The organism is Undibacterium sp. Ji83W, assembly GCF_049340385.1.
Classification (GTDB): domain Bacteria; phylum Pseudomonadota; class Gammaproteobacteria; order Burkholderiales; family Burkholderiaceae_D; genus Undibacterium.
Genome location: NZ_JBMPOZ010000013.1, coordinates 144,032 through 160,750 on the forward strand (window position 1 = coordinate 144,032; position 16,719 = coordinate 160,750).

The 16,719-nt window shown below is 50.8% G+C and carries 19 protein-coding genes; 11 read left to right on the forward strand and 8 right to left on the reverse strand.

Annotation, left to right across the window (positions count from 1 at the left end):
* The first annotated feature begins 1 nt into the window (after nucleotide 1).
* Both ACO0LD_RS20650 and ACO0LD_RS20655 read left to right on the forward strand, forming a co-directional pair.
* Nucleotides 2-385, forward strand: coding sequence for a YciI family protein (locus ACO0LD_RS20650; RefSeq protein ID WP_423010057.1), 384 nt, complete (start codon nucleotides 2-4; stop codon nucleotides 383-385).
* Nucleotides 367-1,647: an RNA polymerase sigma factor gene (locus ACO0LD_RS20655; RefSeq protein ID WP_423010058.1), complete on the forward strand. Its 1,281-nt coding sequence runs from the start codon at nucleotides 367-369 to the stop codon at nucleotides 1,645-1,647. Before ACO0LD_RS20650 ends, ACO0LD_RS20655 begins: the two co-directional genes overlap by 19 nt.
* A gap of 268 nt (nucleotides 1,648-1,915) precedes the next feature.
* Here the strand turns inward: ACO0LD_RS20655 and ACO0LD_RS20660 are convergent, their stop codons facing one another.
* Complete coding sequence (locus ACO0LD_RS20660; protein WP_423010059.1) at nucleotides 1,916-2,611, reverse strand: substrate-binding periplasmic protein; 696 nt, start codon at nucleotides 2,609-2,611, stop codon at nucleotides 1,916-1,918.
* Between the two features lie 189 nt (nucleotides 2,612-2,800).
* Here ACO0LD_RS20660 and can point away from each other — a divergent pair, with 189 nt between their 5' ends.
* From can to ACO0LD_RS20685, 5 genes are all read left to right on the forward strand, one after another.
* On the forward strand, nucleotides 2,801-3,478 hold the full coding sequence (gene can / locus ACO0LD_RS20665) for a carbonate dehydratase (RefSeq protein ID WP_110256100.1): 678 nt from the start codon (nucleotides 2,801-2,803) through the stop codon (nucleotides 3,476-3,478).
* Between the two features lie 83 nt (nucleotides 3,479-3,561).
* On the forward strand, nucleotides 3,562-3,717 hold the full coding sequence (locus tag ACO0LD_RS20670) for a DUF2256 domain-containing protein (protein ID WP_423010060.1): 156 nt from the start codon (nucleotides 3,562-3,564) through the stop codon (nucleotides 3,715-3,717).
* Between the two features lie 26 nt (nucleotides 3,718-3,743).
* Nucleotides 3,744-5,318, forward strand: coding sequence for a cryptochrome/photolyase family protein (locus tag ACO0LD_RS20675; RefSeq protein ID WP_423010061.1), 1,575 nt, complete (start codon nucleotides 3,744-3,746; stop codon nucleotides 5,316-5,318).
* Nucleotides 5,319-5,371: 53 nt separating this feature from the next.
* A complete protein-coding gene (locus tag ACO0LD_RS20680; protein ID WP_423010062.1) occupies nucleotides 5,372-5,611 on the forward strand; it encodes a TIGR02450 family Trp-rich protein in 240 nt (79 codons plus the stop codon).
* Nucleotides 5,611-6,321, forward strand: coding sequence for an SDR family NAD(P)-dependent oxidoreductase (locus ACO0LD_RS20685; RefSeq protein WP_423010063.1), 711 nt, complete (start codon nucleotides 5,611-5,613; stop codon nucleotides 6,319-6,321). Before ACO0LD_RS20680 ends, ACO0LD_RS20685 begins: the two co-directional genes overlap by 1 nt.
* Before the next feature lie 17 nt (nucleotides 6,322-6,338).
* Here the strand turns inward: ACO0LD_RS20685 and ACO0LD_RS20690 are convergent, their stop codons facing one another.
* Both ACO0LD_RS20690 and ACO0LD_RS20695 read right to left on the reverse strand, forming a co-directional pair.
* The gene (locus tag ACO0LD_RS20690) at nucleotides 6,339-6,956 is read right to left on the reverse strand and encodes a nitroreductase family protein (protein WP_423010064.1); all 618 of its coding nucleotides are present in this window, start codon (nucleotides 6,954-6,956) and stop codon (nucleotides 6,339-6,341) included.
* A gap of 36 nt (nucleotides 6,957-6,992) precedes the next feature.
* The gene (locus tag ACO0LD_RS20695; RefSeq protein WP_423010065.1) at nucleotides 6,993-7,883 is read right to left on the reverse strand and encodes an EamA family transporter; all 891 of its coding nucleotides are present in this window, start codon (nucleotides 7,881-7,883) and stop codon (nucleotides 6,993-6,995) included.
* A gap of 201 nt (nucleotides 7,884-8,084) precedes the next feature.
* Between ACO0LD_RS20695 and ACO0LD_RS20700 the strand changes: the two genes are divergently transcribed.
* Together ACO0LD_RS20700 and ACO0LD_RS20705 are read left to right on the forward strand one after the other, a co-directional pair.
* Nucleotides 8,085-8,576, forward strand: a complete 492-nt coding sequence (locus ACO0LD_RS20700) for a MarR family winged helix-turn-helix transcriptional regulator (RefSeq protein ID WP_423010066.1) — start codon at nucleotides 8,085-8,087, stop codon at nucleotides 8,574-8,576.
* 128 nt (nucleotides 8,577-8,704) lie between these two features.
* Nucleotides 8,705-9,271 (forward strand): SMI1/KNR4 family protein, encoded by a 567-nt coding sequence (locus tag ACO0LD_RS20705; RefSeq protein WP_423010067.1) that lies wholly within the window; start codon nucleotides 8,705-8,707, stop codon nucleotides 9,269-9,271.
* Between the two features lie 362 nt (nucleotides 9,272-9,633).
* Here the strand turns inward: ACO0LD_RS20705 and ACO0LD_RS20710 are convergent, their stop codons facing one another.
* Together ACO0LD_RS20710 and ACO0LD_RS20715 are read right to left on the reverse strand one after the other, a co-directional pair.
* Entirely contained in the window at nucleotides 9,634-9,990 is a 357-nt protein-coding gene (locus ACO0LD_RS20710; RefSeq protein WP_423010068.1) for a carboxypeptidase-like regulatory domain-containing protein, read from the reverse strand.
* A gap of 226 nt (nucleotides 9,991-10,216) precedes the next feature.
* The gene (locus tag ACO0LD_RS20715) at nucleotides 10,217-10,828 is read right to left on the reverse strand and encodes a TetR/AcrR family transcriptional regulator (protein WP_423010069.1); all 612 of its coding nucleotides are present in this window, start codon (nucleotides 10,826-10,828) and stop codon (nucleotides 10,217-10,219) included.
* A 203-nt stretch (nucleotides 10,829-11,031) separates the two neighbouring features.
* Here ACO0LD_RS20715 and ACO0LD_RS20720 point away from each other — a divergent pair, with 203 nt between their 5' ends.
* Nucleotides 11,032-12,162, forward strand: coding sequence for an MBL fold metallo-hydrolase (locus ACO0LD_RS20720; RefSeq protein ID WP_423010070.1), 1,131 nt, complete (start codon nucleotides 11,032-11,034; stop codon nucleotides 12,160-12,162).
* 96 nt (nucleotides 12,163-12,258) lie between these two features.
* Here ACO0LD_RS20720 and ACO0LD_RS20725 read toward each other — a convergent pair whose 3' ends face one another.
* Nucleotides 12,259-12,870 (reverse strand): LysE family translocator, encoded by a 612-nt coding sequence (locus tag ACO0LD_RS20725; protein WP_423010071.1) that lies wholly within the window; start codon nucleotides 12,868-12,870, stop codon nucleotides 12,259-12,261.
* A 94-nt stretch (nucleotides 12,871-12,964) separates the two neighbouring features.
* Here ACO0LD_RS20725 and ACO0LD_RS20730 point away from each other — a divergent pair, with 94 nt between their 5' ends.
* Nucleotides 12,965-13,966, forward strand: a complete 1,002-nt coding sequence (locus ACO0LD_RS20730; protein WP_423010072.1) for a GlxA family transcriptional regulator — start codon at nucleotides 12,965-12,967, stop codon at nucleotides 13,964-13,966.
* A 106-nt stretch (nucleotides 13,967-14,072) separates the two neighbouring features.
* On the opposite strand, the gene ACO0LD_RS20735 is transcribed toward ACO0LD_RS20730, so the two are convergent.
* Together ACO0LD_RS20735 and ACO0LD_RS20740 are read right to left on the reverse strand one after the other, a co-directional pair.
* On the reverse strand, nucleotides 14,073-14,306 hold the full coding sequence (locus ACO0LD_RS20735; RefSeq protein WP_423010073.1) for an SHOCT domain-containing protein: 234 nt from the start codon (nucleotides 14,304-14,306) through the stop codon (nucleotides 14,073-14,075).
* 373 nt (nucleotides 14,307-14,679) lie between these two features.
* A complete protein-coding gene (locus tag ACO0LD_RS20740; protein WP_423010074.1) occupies nucleotides 14,680-16,716 on the reverse strand; it encodes a sodium:solute symporter family protein in 2,037 nt (678 codons plus the stop codon).
* Between the last annotated feature and the right edge of the window lie 3 nt (nucleotides 16,717-16,719).

The following is a 16,719-nucleotide window of genomic DNA, read 5'->3' on the forward strand; positions in this document are numbered from 1 at the left end:
CATGCAATACATGTTATTGATCGCAGCAAATGAAGCCGAAGAGCAACAAATCCCGGATGCCGACATGGTGCAGATGATTGCTGCCTATGGTGCCTATACTGAGGCGCTGATACAGGCTGGTGCCCTGGTATCTGGCGAGCGTTTGCGTGAGTCGACCAAGGCAACCACGGTGCGCGTGCGTGAAGGCAAGACCACGGTGCTGGATGGCCCTTATGCCGAGGCCAAGGAGCAACTGGGTGGTTTTTACATCATCGATGTGGCCGACCTGGATGCTGCCTTGCACTGGGCGGCGCGTTGCCCCGGTGCAGCTTATGGTTCTATCGAAGTCAGACCGATCTGGCCTACAGAAAAAATGTCTGGCGACGAATGCACGGCAGCAGTCTAGCAAGCATTGCGAGCATTGTCAGTGTAGCCGCAACAGCAAAGGCAACAGAGACCGCCGCCCGTAATAGCTATGGGCGTCTGGTCGCCATTTTGTCTGCACGTTCTCACGACGTGGCCTGGGCAGAAGATGCCCTGTCTACCGCTTTTGAAAGTGCCTTACTACACTGGCCGCAAAGCGGCATACCGGCCAAACCTGAAGCCTGGTTATTAACCGTGGCCAGGCGCGCGATGATAGATGGTGCACGCCAGCGGCAAACCCAGGCAGCAGCCTTGCCGGATTTGCTCTTGCTCAGTGATGAGTTGATGGAGGAAATGGACAGTGCAGAAAGTGTGACCATCCCCGATCAGCGCCTTGCCCTGATGTTTGCCTGCGCGCATCCAGCCATAGATACCAGCATGCGTGCGCCGCTGATTTTGCAAACTATCCTTGGCTTGGATGCGGCGGCAATTGCCTCGGCCTTTCTGGTGTCGCCTGCCACCATGGCGCAAAGGCTGGTGCGGGCGAAAGCCAAGATACGTGATTCCGGTATTCCCTTGTTGATACCCGACCAGAGCGTCATCGGTGAAAGACTGGATGCCATCACCGACGCCATCTATGCCATTTATACCGCAGGCTGGGCTGATACTATTAGCACAGAAGGGAAAAGGCCCAATCTCGCAGATGAAGCGATATGGCTGGCCGATTTATTGGCCGCCCTCAAACCTGATGAGGCCGAGTCCCTGGGTTTGCTGGCACTCATGCTGTACACAGAATCGCGACGGCCAGCGCGGCGTGATGCCAGTGGTGACTATGTGCCGCTGGCCCAGCAAGACACCAGCTTATGGGATGGCAAACTCATCCATGTCGCTGAAAAAATCCTGAGGCGCGCAAGTGCCTTGCAACAAGCCGGGCGCTACCAGTTGGAAGCCGCCATACAATCTGCCCATGTGGCAAGGCGCATCAGCGGCCAGACTGATTGGCCAGCCATAGTACGCCTCTATGCGCAGTTGATGCGTATCACCGATTCACCTGTGGTCGCGATTAATCATGCTATTGCCGTGGCAGAGACTGCCGGCCCGCAAGCTGCTTTGCGGATACTGCCTACAGTGCAGGCACAGCCTCGCTTGCAAAACTACCAGGCTTACTGGGCCGCACGCGCGTATTTGTTGAAGAGTGCAGGTGAATGGGCGCAAGCACGTCAGGCTTATGATGTTGCGATAGGGCTGGAACCGGATGCTGCGGTACGGCGTTTTTTACAAAAGCAGCGTGCCAGTCTGGATTAGAACTCATTTCATAAATAGGGGTGAGTGCGAACAAGACGATTTGGGATGCAGTGCAAGGCGTGACGCGCAGCTAAGGCTGGTGCCTTAGCAAGGGAGGGGTGGCATACTAAGCGCAGCAATGCGCCCAAATCGTCAGTTCCCGGAGGGTTTGCCTCATAACGCGCGCTGGACTGCATCACCGCTATTGACTGCCTCGTCCATAGTTTTACCATTGGCCACCCCCACGTTATGAGGCAAACGCATCTCATCCCTATTTATGAAATGAGTTCTAATGATTCTTGCGTAACAAGGCTTCCAGCCTGTTTGCCAGATCCGTATGTTTTTTATGCAGGTAATGGTAAAGCGGGATGGTGCTGATAGGCGGTGTCAGCATATGTACAGTGCCTTCCAGTCCCATTTCCTTCACCAGTTGCAAACCGGCTTGTTCATCAATGATGATCAGTTCTACCCGTTTGTTCAGCATTTGCCGGAATGCTGCCTTGATATTGTGCTCGGCATGGCCGGTAGTAAAGCCCAGGGTATGTTGCTCTATGATCTTGGTGCCAGTTTCATATGAAAACGTGTGTGCACGCAGGCTTTCCCAGCCTTTATCGAGATCTATATTTTTATCCAGTGCAAATGCCACGGTATTGGTGGTCGCCAGCGGTGCCATGATTTGCAAGAGGTTGGGATATTCCACACTCAAACCCGCCTTGCGCATGAGTTCGCCATCCAGGCGCCCGCTATTCGATTCCTGCAAGGCACGGTTACCAGGCAGGTTGACGAACTCTACTTGTACGCCCAGCTTTTTATAATTCTCAGTCAAATACGCGGCTGCTGCTTTTTCCATGGGGCCGCCCTGGCCAAAAGTGGCAATGCGTATGCTTTCTTGCGGCGTCTGGGCATGACTGTTTACGCTGAGGCAAAAAATGCTGAATGCGCTCAGCCAGGTCATCACCGTCTTGCCATACGTGCCCGTGATCATGCCTGATGCTCCATATCCGCTGTTGGATGTTTATTTCCAGATGTTTATTTCTATCAAGTATTGCTTATACAGACTTACTACGCAATATGATAATTTTGCTCATGTCAGATCGACCATGTCAGGATATATTATGCAGGCAATCGCCAATACGGTTAGAATCTCGCCTGTCTAAAATAAATGGGCGAGAGCATGAACGCAACAAGCAATACTGGATTGACTCCACAGCAATTATTTGAAAACAACCGCAATTGGGCTGCTGCCATTACGGCAAAGGATGCTGATTTCTTCAAGAAACTGGCAGCACAGCAAAGCCCTGAATACTTATGGATAGGTTGCTCTGACAGCCGCGTTCCAGCGAATGAATTACTGGGTCTCTTGCCTGGTGAATTATTCGTCCACCGTAATATCGCCAATGTCGTTGTTCACTCTGACCTGAATTGCCTGTCGGTATTGCAATTCGCGATAGAAGTGCTGCAAGTCAAACATATCATTATCTGCGGCCATTATGGTTGCTCTGGTGTACATGCTGCATTGACCAAACGCCGTGTCGGCCTGGCTGACAACTGGTTGCGCCATGTGCAGGACGTGCATCAAAAGCATGAAAAATACCTGGGTGAAGCCCTGTCTTTGCAACAACAAAGCGAACGCCTGTGCGAATTGAATGTCATAGAACAAGTTGTCAACCTGTGCCAGACCACCATCGTGCAAGATGCCTGGGACCGTGGCCAGCCAGTCACCGTACATGGCTGGGTATATGGCTTGCGTGACGGTTTGCTCAGCGAGTTGGGTATGACGGTCAGTTCTGCTGACGAACTGGCCCCGCACCTGGAATCCAGCCTGGCGCGTTATGATGAAGTGGCAAAATAAGCGGTAAGCAGTACAGATGGCTGCATAATGCAACCATCTGTACATTTGCATGATCAAGGTATCTTCTTGCTGAGGCTATCCAAATGAAAATGCGAAAAAAATCAGACTTGCCCAGCAAGCTTTGCCAGACTTGCGGCCTGCCTTTCAACTGGCGCAAGAAATGGGAAAAAGTCTGGGACGAGGTCAAGTATTGCTCCCAGCGTTGCCGCAGCAATGGTAATAGCAAGCCTGAGGCTTGAACGCTACTACCAAATTGGAATACGCCATGCAATCCACTGCACCCACCGCACCCAATACCCCCACTACAGCCGCGACGACTTTGCGTCTGATCCTGGGTGATCAGCTCAATCCTGCGCATAGCTGGTTTAGCCAAACATCTGACGATGTAATTTACGTCATGATGGAAATCCGGCAGGAGACAGATTACGTCCTCCATCATGCGCAAAAAATTATCGCCATCTTTGCCGCCATGCGTGAACTGGCTGCGCAACTCCGGGCTGCTGGCCATCGCCTGCATTACCTGGCGATAGATGATGCCGACAATACGCAATCACTAACAGGCAATCTTGACTGGCTGCTGGCACACTATGAGGCTAGCCAGTTTGAATACCAGGAGCCTGACGAATTCAGGCTTGATGCACAACTTGCAGCTTACAGCGACGCCAGCAAGATCAACTGCTGCATGCGCAGCAGTGAACATTTTTTTACCCGCCGTGATGAAGCCGCCATCTTGTTTGAAGGTCGCAAGAAATGGCTGATGGAAAATTTCTATCGCCACATGCGCGTCAAGCACCAGGTCTTGCTGGAAGAGGCCAACAAACCAGTCGGCGGGCAATGGAATTATGATCACGACAATCGCAAAGCCTGGCCAGGCATACCCTGGGAACCTGCAGACTTCCGGCCACGGCATGATCATTCAGCCTTGTGGAAAACCATACAACAGGCAGGCATCAATAGTTTTGGCGAGGCAAATGCGGCTAATTTTTCCTGGCCGCTGAACCGGGCAGAAGCACTGGCGCAACTTGACGCCTTCATCCAGCATGCCTTGCCGCATTTTGGCGAATTCCAGGATGCCATGAGCAGCAAGTCATGGCGCTTGTTTCACTCGCTGATTTCTTTTGCCCTGAATGTCAAAATGCTGCGACCACAAGAAGTGGTCAGCAAGGTTGAGGCGGCACTCTGGGCAGGTCATGCCGCATTGCCAGCGGTAGAAGGCTACATACGGCAGATACTTGGTTGGCGCGAATATGTACGCGGCATCTACTGGGCGCAAATGCCCGGCTATGAAGAACATAATTTCTTTGCGCATGAGGCAGAATTGCCAGCATGGTTCTGGACCGGTAAAACAAAAATGCGCTGCCTCTCCAGCGCCATCACGCAATCACTGGAACATGCCCACGCCCACCACATACAAAGACTGATGGTCATAGGTAATTTTGCCTTGCTGGCTGGCTTGCAGCCACAACAGGTACATCGCTGGTATCTGGGTATTTATATCGATGCATTTGAATGGGTAGAACTACCCAACACTCTCGGCATGAGCCAGTTTGCTGATGGAGGCAAGCTGGCGACCAAGCCTTATGTGTCAGCCGCTGCCTATATCGACAAGATGAGCGATTACTGCAAGGGCTGCCACTACGATAAAAAGCAACGCACAGGTGATAGTGCTTGCCCCTACAATGCCCTGTACTGGGACTTTTTTGCCCGTAACGAAGACAAATTATCCAGCAACCCGCGCATAGGCATGGTGTACCCGCAACTCAGGAAAATGGATAAAGATGTCTTGCAGGCTTTGCGCGACAGGGCTACAGATATACGCGCCAGACTGGATGAGCTGTAAGTACCTTTTATTTACTACCTTGTACTTAGTACCTTGCATTTGAAAGCCAGAAAATGAATCCCATTCAGCCAAACAAGCTCATGCTATCCAAATGGACTGCGGTGCAGGTCGTTGCCAAACAAAAGCATTTTCTGGTCAGTAAAGTCTATATGCCTGAGCTGCAAGAAGGGCAGGTCGTCATTAATGCCCAGGTAGAATTTGTAGAGCTTGAAGCCGTGTATACCAAGGCCAAACGCAAGATCGCCTGGCGGGAACTGGCTGACACGACATTGTGGAAGCAAGGGTGGCTGTGATGCCAGATCTGCTACTAAGTTCTTTCCCGCAGGATTTCAGGGCGCTTGTCATCGGTGCATCTGGCGGCATAGGTGCAGCGTTTGTCGGAGTATTGCGTGAGCAAAGTAATTGCGCTGTCGTTGAATGCCTGCATCGCCAAAGCCAGCCAGCACTGGACTTTGCCCATGAAGACAGCATCGCTGAAGCGGCTTCTGTAATGAAACAGCGCGGTCCTTTTCATCTCATCATCAACGCCACCGGCCTGCTGCATACTGGAGATTTCATGCCAGAGAAAAAACTGGCCGATTTGCAGTATGCACAAATGCAGGCGACTTTTCTCGTCAATACCTTTGGTCCGGCCGTGCTTTTGCGTCACTTCTCACCCCTGCTCGACAAACAACGTGGTGTCATGGCCATGCTATCTGCCAAGGTCGGTAGTATACAAGATAATCGATTGGGTGGCTGGTATAGCTATCGCGCATCCAAGGCAGCGTTGAATATGATGATCAAGACTGCAGCCATAGAACTCAAACGTACCCAGCCAAATGCAGTTTTATTTGCCCTCCACCCCGGCACGGTCAACACTGCATTGTCACAACCCTTTCGCGGTGCCAGCATAGGCCGCCCTGTAACGCAGGCAGCCAGTGAAATGCTGGCTGTGATCAACAGCATGCAGCCTGCACAATCGGGCGAGTTTTATACCTATGCAGGTGAGACGCTGCCCTGGTAAGCTCCCAGAACTGGCTCTCAGACCAGTTGCATCACTTCGTGCACCTGCTTGCGCGGTTTTTGTGGCCAGTTGCCTGCCGCTGCATAGCCCACCGTGATCAGCATGACCGGGATTTCTGTTTCGTGCAAATCAAACTCACGTGACACCGCATCTGCATCAAAGCCACTCATGGCGCATGATGCCAGCCCCATGCCCTGTGCAGCCAGCATCAGCGTCATTGCTGCCAGTGAAGCTGAGCGCAAGGCTTCATCCCTTTGCAGCACCGCATTATTAGTGTGGCTCTGTTCTGCCATGCCTACCCAGGTGGTCAGCATCTTGTCATCGATGATCCCGGCATCAACAGCGGGGCGCAAAGCGGGTTCCAGTTGCGTGTGGGCATTGAGCGTGCCGCAAATAATGAAAGTCACGGCAGCATCGCTGACTTTTTGCTGATTAAACGCTGTCGCCTGCAAACGTTGCTTGGCCTCGTCGCTGACGACAGCCAAAAATTTCCAGTTTTGGAAGTTATAGGCAGAGGGTGCCAGCGTCGCCAGTCGCACCAGTTCGCTGATCTCGGTGTGGCTAAGTTTGCGGCTGCTGTCATAGTTATTCGCAGAGACGCGGGATTCAATAATTTCTTGTATGGATGCGTGCATTTTGTTTTCCTTGACGAAGGTGTGGGTGATAAAAATTCAGGCCTGGCTACGCATGCTTTTTTGCACGACGATGACACTGGCCAGGACGATCAATAAACCTGCCAGCGAGAGTCCCCGCATGCTTTGGTCCAGTACTATCCAGCCCAGGATGACGGCAGTGATGGGGCTTAACAAACCGAGTGAAGACACTGCAACTGGCGATAACCGCGCTATGCCGCGAAACCACAGACTGTAGGCCAGCAAGGCGCCGACGATGGACAGGTAGGCATAAGCCAATATTTGCGTCAGGTTCAGTGCAGGCAGCGGGGCATCCATCAACAGGCTCAAAGGCAGCAGGATCAAACCACCCAATAGCAGTTGCCAGCCAGTGAAAGCCAATACCGGCAAACTGCTTTGCCAGCGTCGTGATAAATACGTGCCGCCCGCCATGCAAATCGCTCCTGCGGCAGCGGCAGCCAGGCCCACGGCATCCATGACTGCAGTCGCCGACAGCAGCAAAGCCGCCATGCCCAGTACCGCAAAGACACTGGCTGTGATCGCCACTGTTGCTGGCCTGCGTCTATCCATTAACCAGACCATAGACATGATCAGCAAAGGCTGTATGGAGCCAATCACAGCTGCCATGCCACCCGGCAGGCGGTAAGCCGCAATGAATAACAACGCCTGGAAGAACCCTATGTTTAAAGCAGCCAAGACCAGCAAACGACCCCATTCGCGTGATAAAGGCAGACGCTTGCAAAACAGCACCAGCAAAATCCCGCTGGGCAGGCAGCGCAGCAGGGCGGCAGTAAATGGGCGGTCTGGCGGCAAGAATTGCGTAGTGACGATATAAGTCGAACCCCAGATAGCAGGTGCCAGGGCGGTCAGTAAAGTATCCAGCCAAAAGCTGAGGCGGGCGAGGCTGGGAGGGGTATTTGCGGTTTTCATGATAATGTCTTGAGTTCAAGATAAATAATGGTATCACAAACTGTCTTGATATCAAGATAAATTCCACATGTGTCGTGTGGCCTTTCAAGGTGTGAACGAGAGCCGCAGCAGCCAAATGCCTGAATCGTCAGAGACAGCGCATATAATGGAAACTTGCAAAGAATAAATAATCAGGGAGTGAGCGAGATGGGGGAAAAGACGATGGATGCAGTCGACAAGATCATGGAACAGTGGCGCAATGCCAGGCCAGACCTCGATTGCAGCCCCATGGAAAACATAGGCCGCCTGCGCCGTTGCAGTGACCTGCTGGGGCGCGAACTTGAGGCTACCTTCAACAGCTTCGGCATGAGCGCCTGGGAATTCGACATGCTGGCCACATTGCGACGCTCCAGCGCCACCTTCTGCATGAGCCCGACCGACCTGTTCTCCAAACTCATGGTTACCTCAGGCACCATGACCCATCGATTGCAAAAACTCGAAGCCAGCGGCTGGATACTACGCCTGCAAAACCCCGACGACGCCCGCAGCATGCTGGTGCAATTGACGGACGTCGGCAAAGACCTGGTAGACCGTGCGGTGGTTGCTCACGTAGAGAATGAGAGACGCATCATGTCAGGTTTGAACGCTGGGGATTTGAAGCGTTTGAATGAGGGGTTGAGGGCGATGTTGGCGGTGTTGGAAAATACAGAATGAAAAAATGACGTGTTCCTGATCTCAAAATCATTTCAGGAATTCAGTAGGACAGGCTGTTAGAGCCCCTTTAAAATAGTAGTCAAATCATCCGCATGATTACCTGAACTCTTGAGCTAACAACATACATAATGAGAAAATTAGAACAGACCTTTGCAGCGGTTAAACTGGCGCTTGTACTACTTCATCCTGACCTGCCAGGGCGATTGAACAGTGCAGCAAGCGCAGAAAAGATTGAGAAGTTTGAACAAGAAACACAAATACAATTGCCTGATTCCATACGCGAACTTTATGGATTGGCAGATGGATGTAGCCAAGAGGACGGGATTTTTGGTGGTTGGGTATGGCTTGAGCTGAATTTGATTGAGAACTGTGTGGAAGAACTGCAAATATCTCTTGAATCTGCTTGCCTAGGAGAAGAGTGTAAATCACTTGTGCCAATATTTCAATACAATGGTACGGACTTTCTTTGTTTTCGCCAAAATAAAGATGGCTGCAGGCTCTACTATATTCCTGGTGATGAACCTGCCATAACACCGGTTGCCGACAGTGTTACTGATTTTCTGGAGCAATTCCTTGCTCGCCTGATTGCGCATGCATTCATTCTGAATCAATATGAGACGCGCTTAGGTACTCGCTTTTCAGTGCGCCCACCAACAAGAGAATATTGGCCGCCGGACTTTGATTCAATGGAATAAGTGTGTTGACGGGTAACCGCATACGCATTTGTACTATTGCTGACTAAAGCAGTTCGAAGCCCGTGTAAATAAAAATAATGGCAAGCACGTTGCGCTTCTGATTGGATACTCAAGTTCAGCCAGTAGGTACGATTAGCGACGCGTAATCGTACGCATGTTGTGCATCAAAATAATAATATAAAGTCAGATAAGTACCTCACATCGCTACACGCAAGCTCAAAAAAATGCATTTGTCTTAGCTTGATATGATGTTTTATTGAATTGTCAGCAGTGATTTACATGCGCCCGATCATGCGCAGCTAATCGGGCCTACTTTGATGGTCGCTTGAGGACGCACAATGAGCTTGCAGTTATGTACCTACCTAAGGTTTGTGATCAGGTGTATTTAGGATGTCTTGCTTTCCTTTGATTAAGACTATGGTTTTGTTCACTTTTGATTTGTCGCTGTCTAGCGATTCATAGTACAACTGCTTACCTTCTTTTGAGACGAGCAAGCTGACATTTTGACTGCCGCCATGCGTTCTTGCATTGAAGAATTCTCCGTTTTTGTCAGTTACAGAATCACTAACCCAATTTACAAAGATCAGCCATACCTTTGCTCCTTCAACGGGTGCTCCATTCTCATCCACGACTTTTCCAGATACCCTCATATGCGAATCGCAGGCGGATAAGGTAAAGAAAAATATCGGACAGACGATGAGTTGTTTGATTAATTTCATATGAGATATTTAACCAGTAGATGCGACGCGTAATCGTACGAATGTTGCATCAAAATAATAATATAAAGTCAGATAAGTACCTCACATCGCTAAACGCAAGCTCAAAAAAATGCATTTGTCTTAGCTTGATATGATGTTTTATTGAATTGTCAGCAGCGATTTACATGCGTCCGATCACGCACAGCTAATCGGGCCTACGTTTCTGCACAGGCGGTTGTTCCTTGCATCAAGCCACCCCGTAATACCCCAAAAACATCCCCGCCGTCAGTGCTATCAATACCTTTTGCTGCGACTCTTCCAGCATAGGCTGTCCCATCGCCACCTGCGGCCAGAAAGCCAGGGACTTGAGTTGTCCTTGCAGCATGTCGCCCATGAAATAGGGGTCACCAGCTTTTAACTTGCCATCGGCCTGTGCCGCCCTGATCCAGGCGACGATGCCTTCTTCGCGCTTGCTCATGCGTTCGACCATGTCACGGGCGCGGTCCGGGGTGTGGATGGTGGCGGCGACGGCGACGCGGACGAGGTCGATGAAATTGGTGTCGGACATCAGGCGCATCTTGTTGCCAAGGAAAGTTTCCAGCTGCTCGCGCAGGTTTTTATCGGCCTGATAGCGAAAATCATCCTGAGAAACTGCGCTTTGCCACAATTTTAACAATATTGCGGCGAACAAATCGTCTTTACTAGGGAAGTGGTTGTACACCGTGCGTTTGGAGACGATGGCTGTGGCGGCGATCTTGTCCATGCTGGTTGCATCGAAACCATTGAGGCGGAATTCATGGATAGCTGCCTGCAATATGGCTTCGCGCTTGCGGTCGGTCTGGCGTACGGGTTCTGACATTTTGTAATTTTATTATCTGATGTGCTGGTTGAGCCTGTCTGGCTGCGATAAAAGAATTTTACACTAAGTAGTTTACTTTTTCAGAATTAGAAACTACACTGTGTAGTGTAATAATGCTGCACAGTACTTCAACGCAGTAATCAGTTTTGTATGCAGTTTATAACCCTATGCCCCGACTTTCGCGGTTTGTATTCAGTCTCTTCATGACAGGAGTGTTGATCATCATGGCCTATGTTTCTTACCCCGGCAATACCCAGAATTTGCCTGTAGTTATATCTACTGTTGTGCCTGCAGCTCAGACTGATATGCAAGCGCCCACTTCAGCAGGTGGTTTTGTCAATGACAAGGAGATGCGCGAGCCCGGTTTCTTGGGCAACCTGAAAATCATGTGGAAGTTCTTCTTCGACAAGCCTAAGGACACGGTGCCTGGTGGCAGTATTCCCGTATTTGAATTGACGAAAGAGCAGTTGATGGCCGCGCCAGACAATAGCCTCTACCGCCTTGGTCATTCGACCATGCTGATGAAATTGCAAGGTGAATTCTGGCTGACTGACCCGGTATTTTCTGAACGTGCGTCTCCATTCCAGTGGATGGGCCCCAAGCGCTTTCACCAGCCACCGATCAGCATTGCGGACCTGCCGCCTCTCAAGGGCATCATCCTTTCGCATGATCATTATGATCACCTTGATTACGCCGCTATCCTGCAATTGGCGAAAAAGACTGAGCATATCCTGACGCCGACAGGTGTTGGTGATCGCCTCATCAAATGGGGTATAGATGCAGACAAAATCCAGCAACTTGGCTGGTGGCAAAGTACCTGGATCAATGGCACGCAGTTTGTCGCCACGCCTGCCCAGCATTTTTCTGGCCGTGGCTTGCATGACCGTGACCAGACCTTGTGGGCATCGTGGAGCATACTGACGCCTGAACTGAAAATCTTTTTCAGTGGTGACACTGGTTACTTCAAGGGCTTTAAAGAGATAGGCGACAAATACGGTCCCTTTGATCTGACCATGATAGAAACCGGTGCCTATAACAAGATGTGGCCTGACGTCCACATGCAGCCAGAGCAATCGCTGCAGGCACACATCGATTTACGTGGCAAGACCATGCTGCCCATCCATAACGGTACTTTTGATTTGTCCCTGCATAGCTGGTTCGAGCCGTTTGAGCGCATCGTCGCGCTGGCCAAACAGCATGATGTGCGTATCAGTACGCCGCAGATGGGTGAAGAGGTTGATATCGCTGAACCGCAAACCGGCAAGCGCTGGTGGTTGTTCCCCATGGCGCAGGCCAGCAAGCCCGTGTCTTTGCAGTCTGTGCTTGCTGACTGAGTTGGTGAAATGAGAGACATTTGGCCAGGTTTTTCGGCATGCAGTTCCGCCCTTATGACCTGGTCTTTGGATAGTCAGTTTGTGGGGCGCTCGGCCTTACTTCACCAGTGGCAAGGCCGCGCCAATAAAGACAAACAGCGTCCCGCAAGCACGATTGAAACGTTTCTCACCACGTTCTAGCCAGGGGCGGATCTGATGTGCCAGCCTTGCCAAAAGATATTCGACCACAAATTCCATGATGGCAAATGTCGCGGTCATGATCACGAACTGTGGGAACAATGGCTGCTGCATGTCAATAAACTGCGGCAGGAAAGCACCGTAAAATAACAGCACCTTTGGGTTTGCGATAGCAGTCAACAAACCAATGCGGAACAGGTTGAGGCCATGCGGCGCTTCTGTACTGCTGTTGAGCGTAAGACGAAGCGCAGGTGCTCGCCATAATTGTATCCCCAGCCACACCAGGTAAATTCCTCCCGCTATTTTCAATACCAGCAAAGCATGTGACGAGGCTTGCAACAAGGCACCCAGGCCAAACATGGACAAGGCAATCAGGCAGGTAAAGCCTATGACGCCACCTGTCACTGTCCATACTGCTTTCTTTACCCCATACAATGCCCCATGCGTCATGGCGAGCAAACCATTAGGTCCCGGCGTAATCGATAACCCCAATACCGCAATAGCGTAAATAATCCAGGTGTGCAAAGCCATGTGCTTCCTCCAGTTCTTTCGACATAGTCTAAAGAAATCGATGACTCTTCAATGGTATGATTTAGACGTTTATAGATAAATTCTGGACATTGATATGCAGACTGAAACCACCGTGGCAGACATACGCATACTGTTAATGCCATTACCAGAATTTGCACTACTGCCTTTTGGTGGATTTCTGGACAAGTTGCGTTTTACCGCAGACGAAGCAGACTATAGCCGCCAGCGGTATTGCACATGGCATGTCCTGGGCCTTGATGCTGGCAGTATCAAATCAAGCAGCGGAATTGATATACAAGTCCAGATCACACCTGCAGAAATTAATTATGCTGATTTTGATTATCTGGTGGCATTTGGCGGGAGAAATGCCAAGGCGACACAGGCACTGGCACCACGCTATAAAAACATTCTGCGCAAGGCGGCAGGGCATGGAGTGAAGCTGGTTTGTATCGACAACGCATGTTTTCTGCTGGCAGCCTGTGGCTTGCTGTCTGGCCGCAAGGTCGCACTGCACTGGCGGCATGAAGCAGAATTTCGCGCTTCATTCCCTCGCATAGAAGTCGTGAGCGACCAGATGTATTGTTTTGATGGTGACCGCATTTCATGTGCCGGTGGCACGGCAGCGATAGATCTTGCCGTAGAAATACTGGCACGCGTCTGTGGTCGCACCCGCGCCCTGAAAGGACTGGCTGACATGCTGGTCGATGAGGCGCGCAGCAGCGGCCATCAACTGCGTTCACTGGATATTGAGGTAACCACTGGCCGCCACACAGGTCGCGCCATAGCCCTGATGCGCAGCCTGCTCAGCTCCAGCAAAACGACAGATGAACTTGCCAGCATGGTTGGAATCAGCAGGCGGCAACTGGATCGCCTGTTTCTGGCCAGCCACGGCATGACTGCGAAAAATTACTGGAACGAAGTACGTCTGGAGCATGTGAAATGGCGTCTGCTGAATTCTGATCACAGCCTTGCCACAATTGCAGATGAGGCAGGGATTGCAGATGTCAGTTATTTGGGGAAGATATTTCGTAAACGTTTTGGGGAAACGCCAGCTCAATTTCGAAAAACATTACCAAGTGTTCTTCCAACTCGCTAAGCATGCGGGTGGATGATGATTAACAGATACATGTCCAAGGGAACCGTGACGTAGGGCGCATTGTAATGCGCCCTACATTAAGCACTTTCCCAATCCCTGACCTGGTTTACATCGCCTTGAGAATTTCCTGTCTCTTTGCTTCGTATTCAGTTTTGCTGATCAATCCATCCTTAAGAAGCGCATCAATTTCTTTCAGTTTATCAGCAGTCGATACCGGTGCAAGTTTTGCCTTGGCAGAATTTGCTGCTTCCATCTTCGACGGGCAGGCTTGCGCGCAGGTTTCCATCGCTGTCTTGCAAGATGCTTCATTCGCCAAAGGAAACAGCTTGAAGCCGCTCATACAAGTCGTGTGATTGGCCGAGCATTGCTGCGCACACGTACTATCAATGTTTGCAAAATCAACTTTGGGTGCGCCAACGCAAGCTGACAGCAAGAAAGCCAAGGCAGAAATTAGAGGTGTAATTTTTCTCATTGTTGTATTCAAGATGGTGATGATAATGATCGAAATGTATCTGGATTAGAATATATATCGCAACCCAGGTATTGTATCGGAGTCGGCAAACCTAATTCGATAAATATTTTTTGAAACCGATAATTCTTGTTGCGCCGTGTGGAGGCATTGCATGCCGGAAAAATAATCTGTGCCGTGCGCATCGTTTGCATGCGGCGCACTACATGATCTGTTTTCTCCCATCGCCAAGCATTCCCTGTTCTCACGGTTGCCGTATAAAATCCACCAGTTCGAGTGTCTTCTGATCCGGCTTAGGTGTAAAAAAGCTCACCACCAGCATGGTAATAAAACCTGCCGGTACGCCGAATACACCTGCGGATATAGGGGCGATGTTGAACCACTGGTTAGCAGGGTTGCCGCCGAATAAGGGGTGGGTAGACAACATGTAAAACACGCAAACCACAAAGCCGGTGATCATGCCGCAGATGGCTCCCTGGCGGTTGGCTCGCTTCCAGAATATGCCCAGCACCAGGCAGGGGAACAAAGCTGATGCTGCGACTGAAAACGCGGCACCCACCAGTGACAAGATATCGGCAGGCTTGAGTGAAGCCACGTAGGCCGCCACCAGCGCCACTACTAGTAATAATAACTTGGATATGGTCACCCGTTTTTGCGTGGAAGCTTGCGGGTCTATGATTTTGTAATAGATGTCGTGCGACAGTGAATTGGAAATTGTCAGCAGCAAGCCGTCAGCGGTGGAAAGCGCTGCCGCCAGGCCGCCAGCGGCCACCAGGGCCGATACCACGTAAGGCAGCCCGGCAATCTCTGGTGTAGCCAGGACTACGATATCACCATCCAGCACGATCTCGGCCAACTGGACTATGCCGTCATGGTTGATGTCGGTGATATTTACCAGAGGATTATTGCGGTCTATGTTTGCCCAATAAGTGACCCAGGCAGGTAGCTTGGAGAATTCTGTGCCGACCAGGGAATTATAAATATCGTACTTGACCAGTATCGCCAGCGCCGGGATCGTGATGTAGAGCAGCATGATAAAGAACAGCGACCAGAATACTGAATCGCGGCTTTCCTTGACCGAGGGCGTGGTGTAATAACGCACCAGCACATGGGGCAGGGCTGCGGTGCCCATCATCAGGCACAGTACCAGTGCCATGAAATTATTGCGCTTGTTGTCCGACTCATTCTTGTCTTTGGCAGCGTAGGGTGTGTACTTGGAGAAGCCGGGTTGCGATTTACTCAGGTAGTTATTGCGTATGTCGTTCCAGCGGTTTTGTGCCTCTTGCGGCGTTTTGGGATAATTCGCCAGCACCCGGCTGGCGGCTTTGATATCCAGCAGCGAGGCATTACCTGACTTTAATTCTTCCAGCTTTTGCTGCAATTCAAAACGGCCTTCTTCCCATGATAGTGGCAATTGCTGTATTTTCTTTTGCAACTCGTCGGCACGCTGGCGGTAAATTGCCCGGACTTCTTTTTCTCTTGGATCTGACTCAAAACTTTTTTCCTTGTTGACCAGCTCAGGCAATACTGAACCATACGACAGTGGCGCAATCGGGTTATTGGTATGTTTGACAGACAACCATGCCACAGGAATCAAAAACGCGATGATGATAATGATGTATTGTGCCACCTGGGTCCAGGTCACCGCACGCATGCCGCCAAGGAAAGAACATACCAATATGCTGGCCAGGCCCAGGAAGATGCCAACAGAAAAATCCACGCCAGTGAAGCGAGAAGTGATCAGGCCCACGCCATAAATTTGTGCCACCACATAAATGAAAGAGATGAAGACGGTGGCAATGACGGCCAATATCCTGACTGCATTATTCTCTGGTGCGCCGGCAAAGCGTGCGCCCAAAAAATCAGGAATCGTGTATTGACCAAACTTGCGCAGATAGGGTGCAATCAGCATGGCCACCAGGCAAAAGCCACCGGTCCAGCCTATGATGTAGGCAAGACCGTCAAAGCCTTGTAAATACAGACCACCCGCCAGGCTTAAAAAGCTGGCTGCAGACATCCAGTCTGCAGCGGTTGCCATACCATTGAAGACGGCCGGTACGCGTCGCCCTGCGACATAGTATTCGCTGATATCTGAGGTGCGGCTGACCACACCTATGCCTGCATACAGCACGATGGTGGCGAACATGAACAGATAACCTATCCAGACGCGTGGCACACCTTCTTTTTCCAGTATCGCCAGGCTGATCAGGAAGATGAAAAACAGCAGGGTGTACCACAGGTAGTACACCGTCAGTTTTTGGGTAAAGCGTTTTTGTGGCATGTG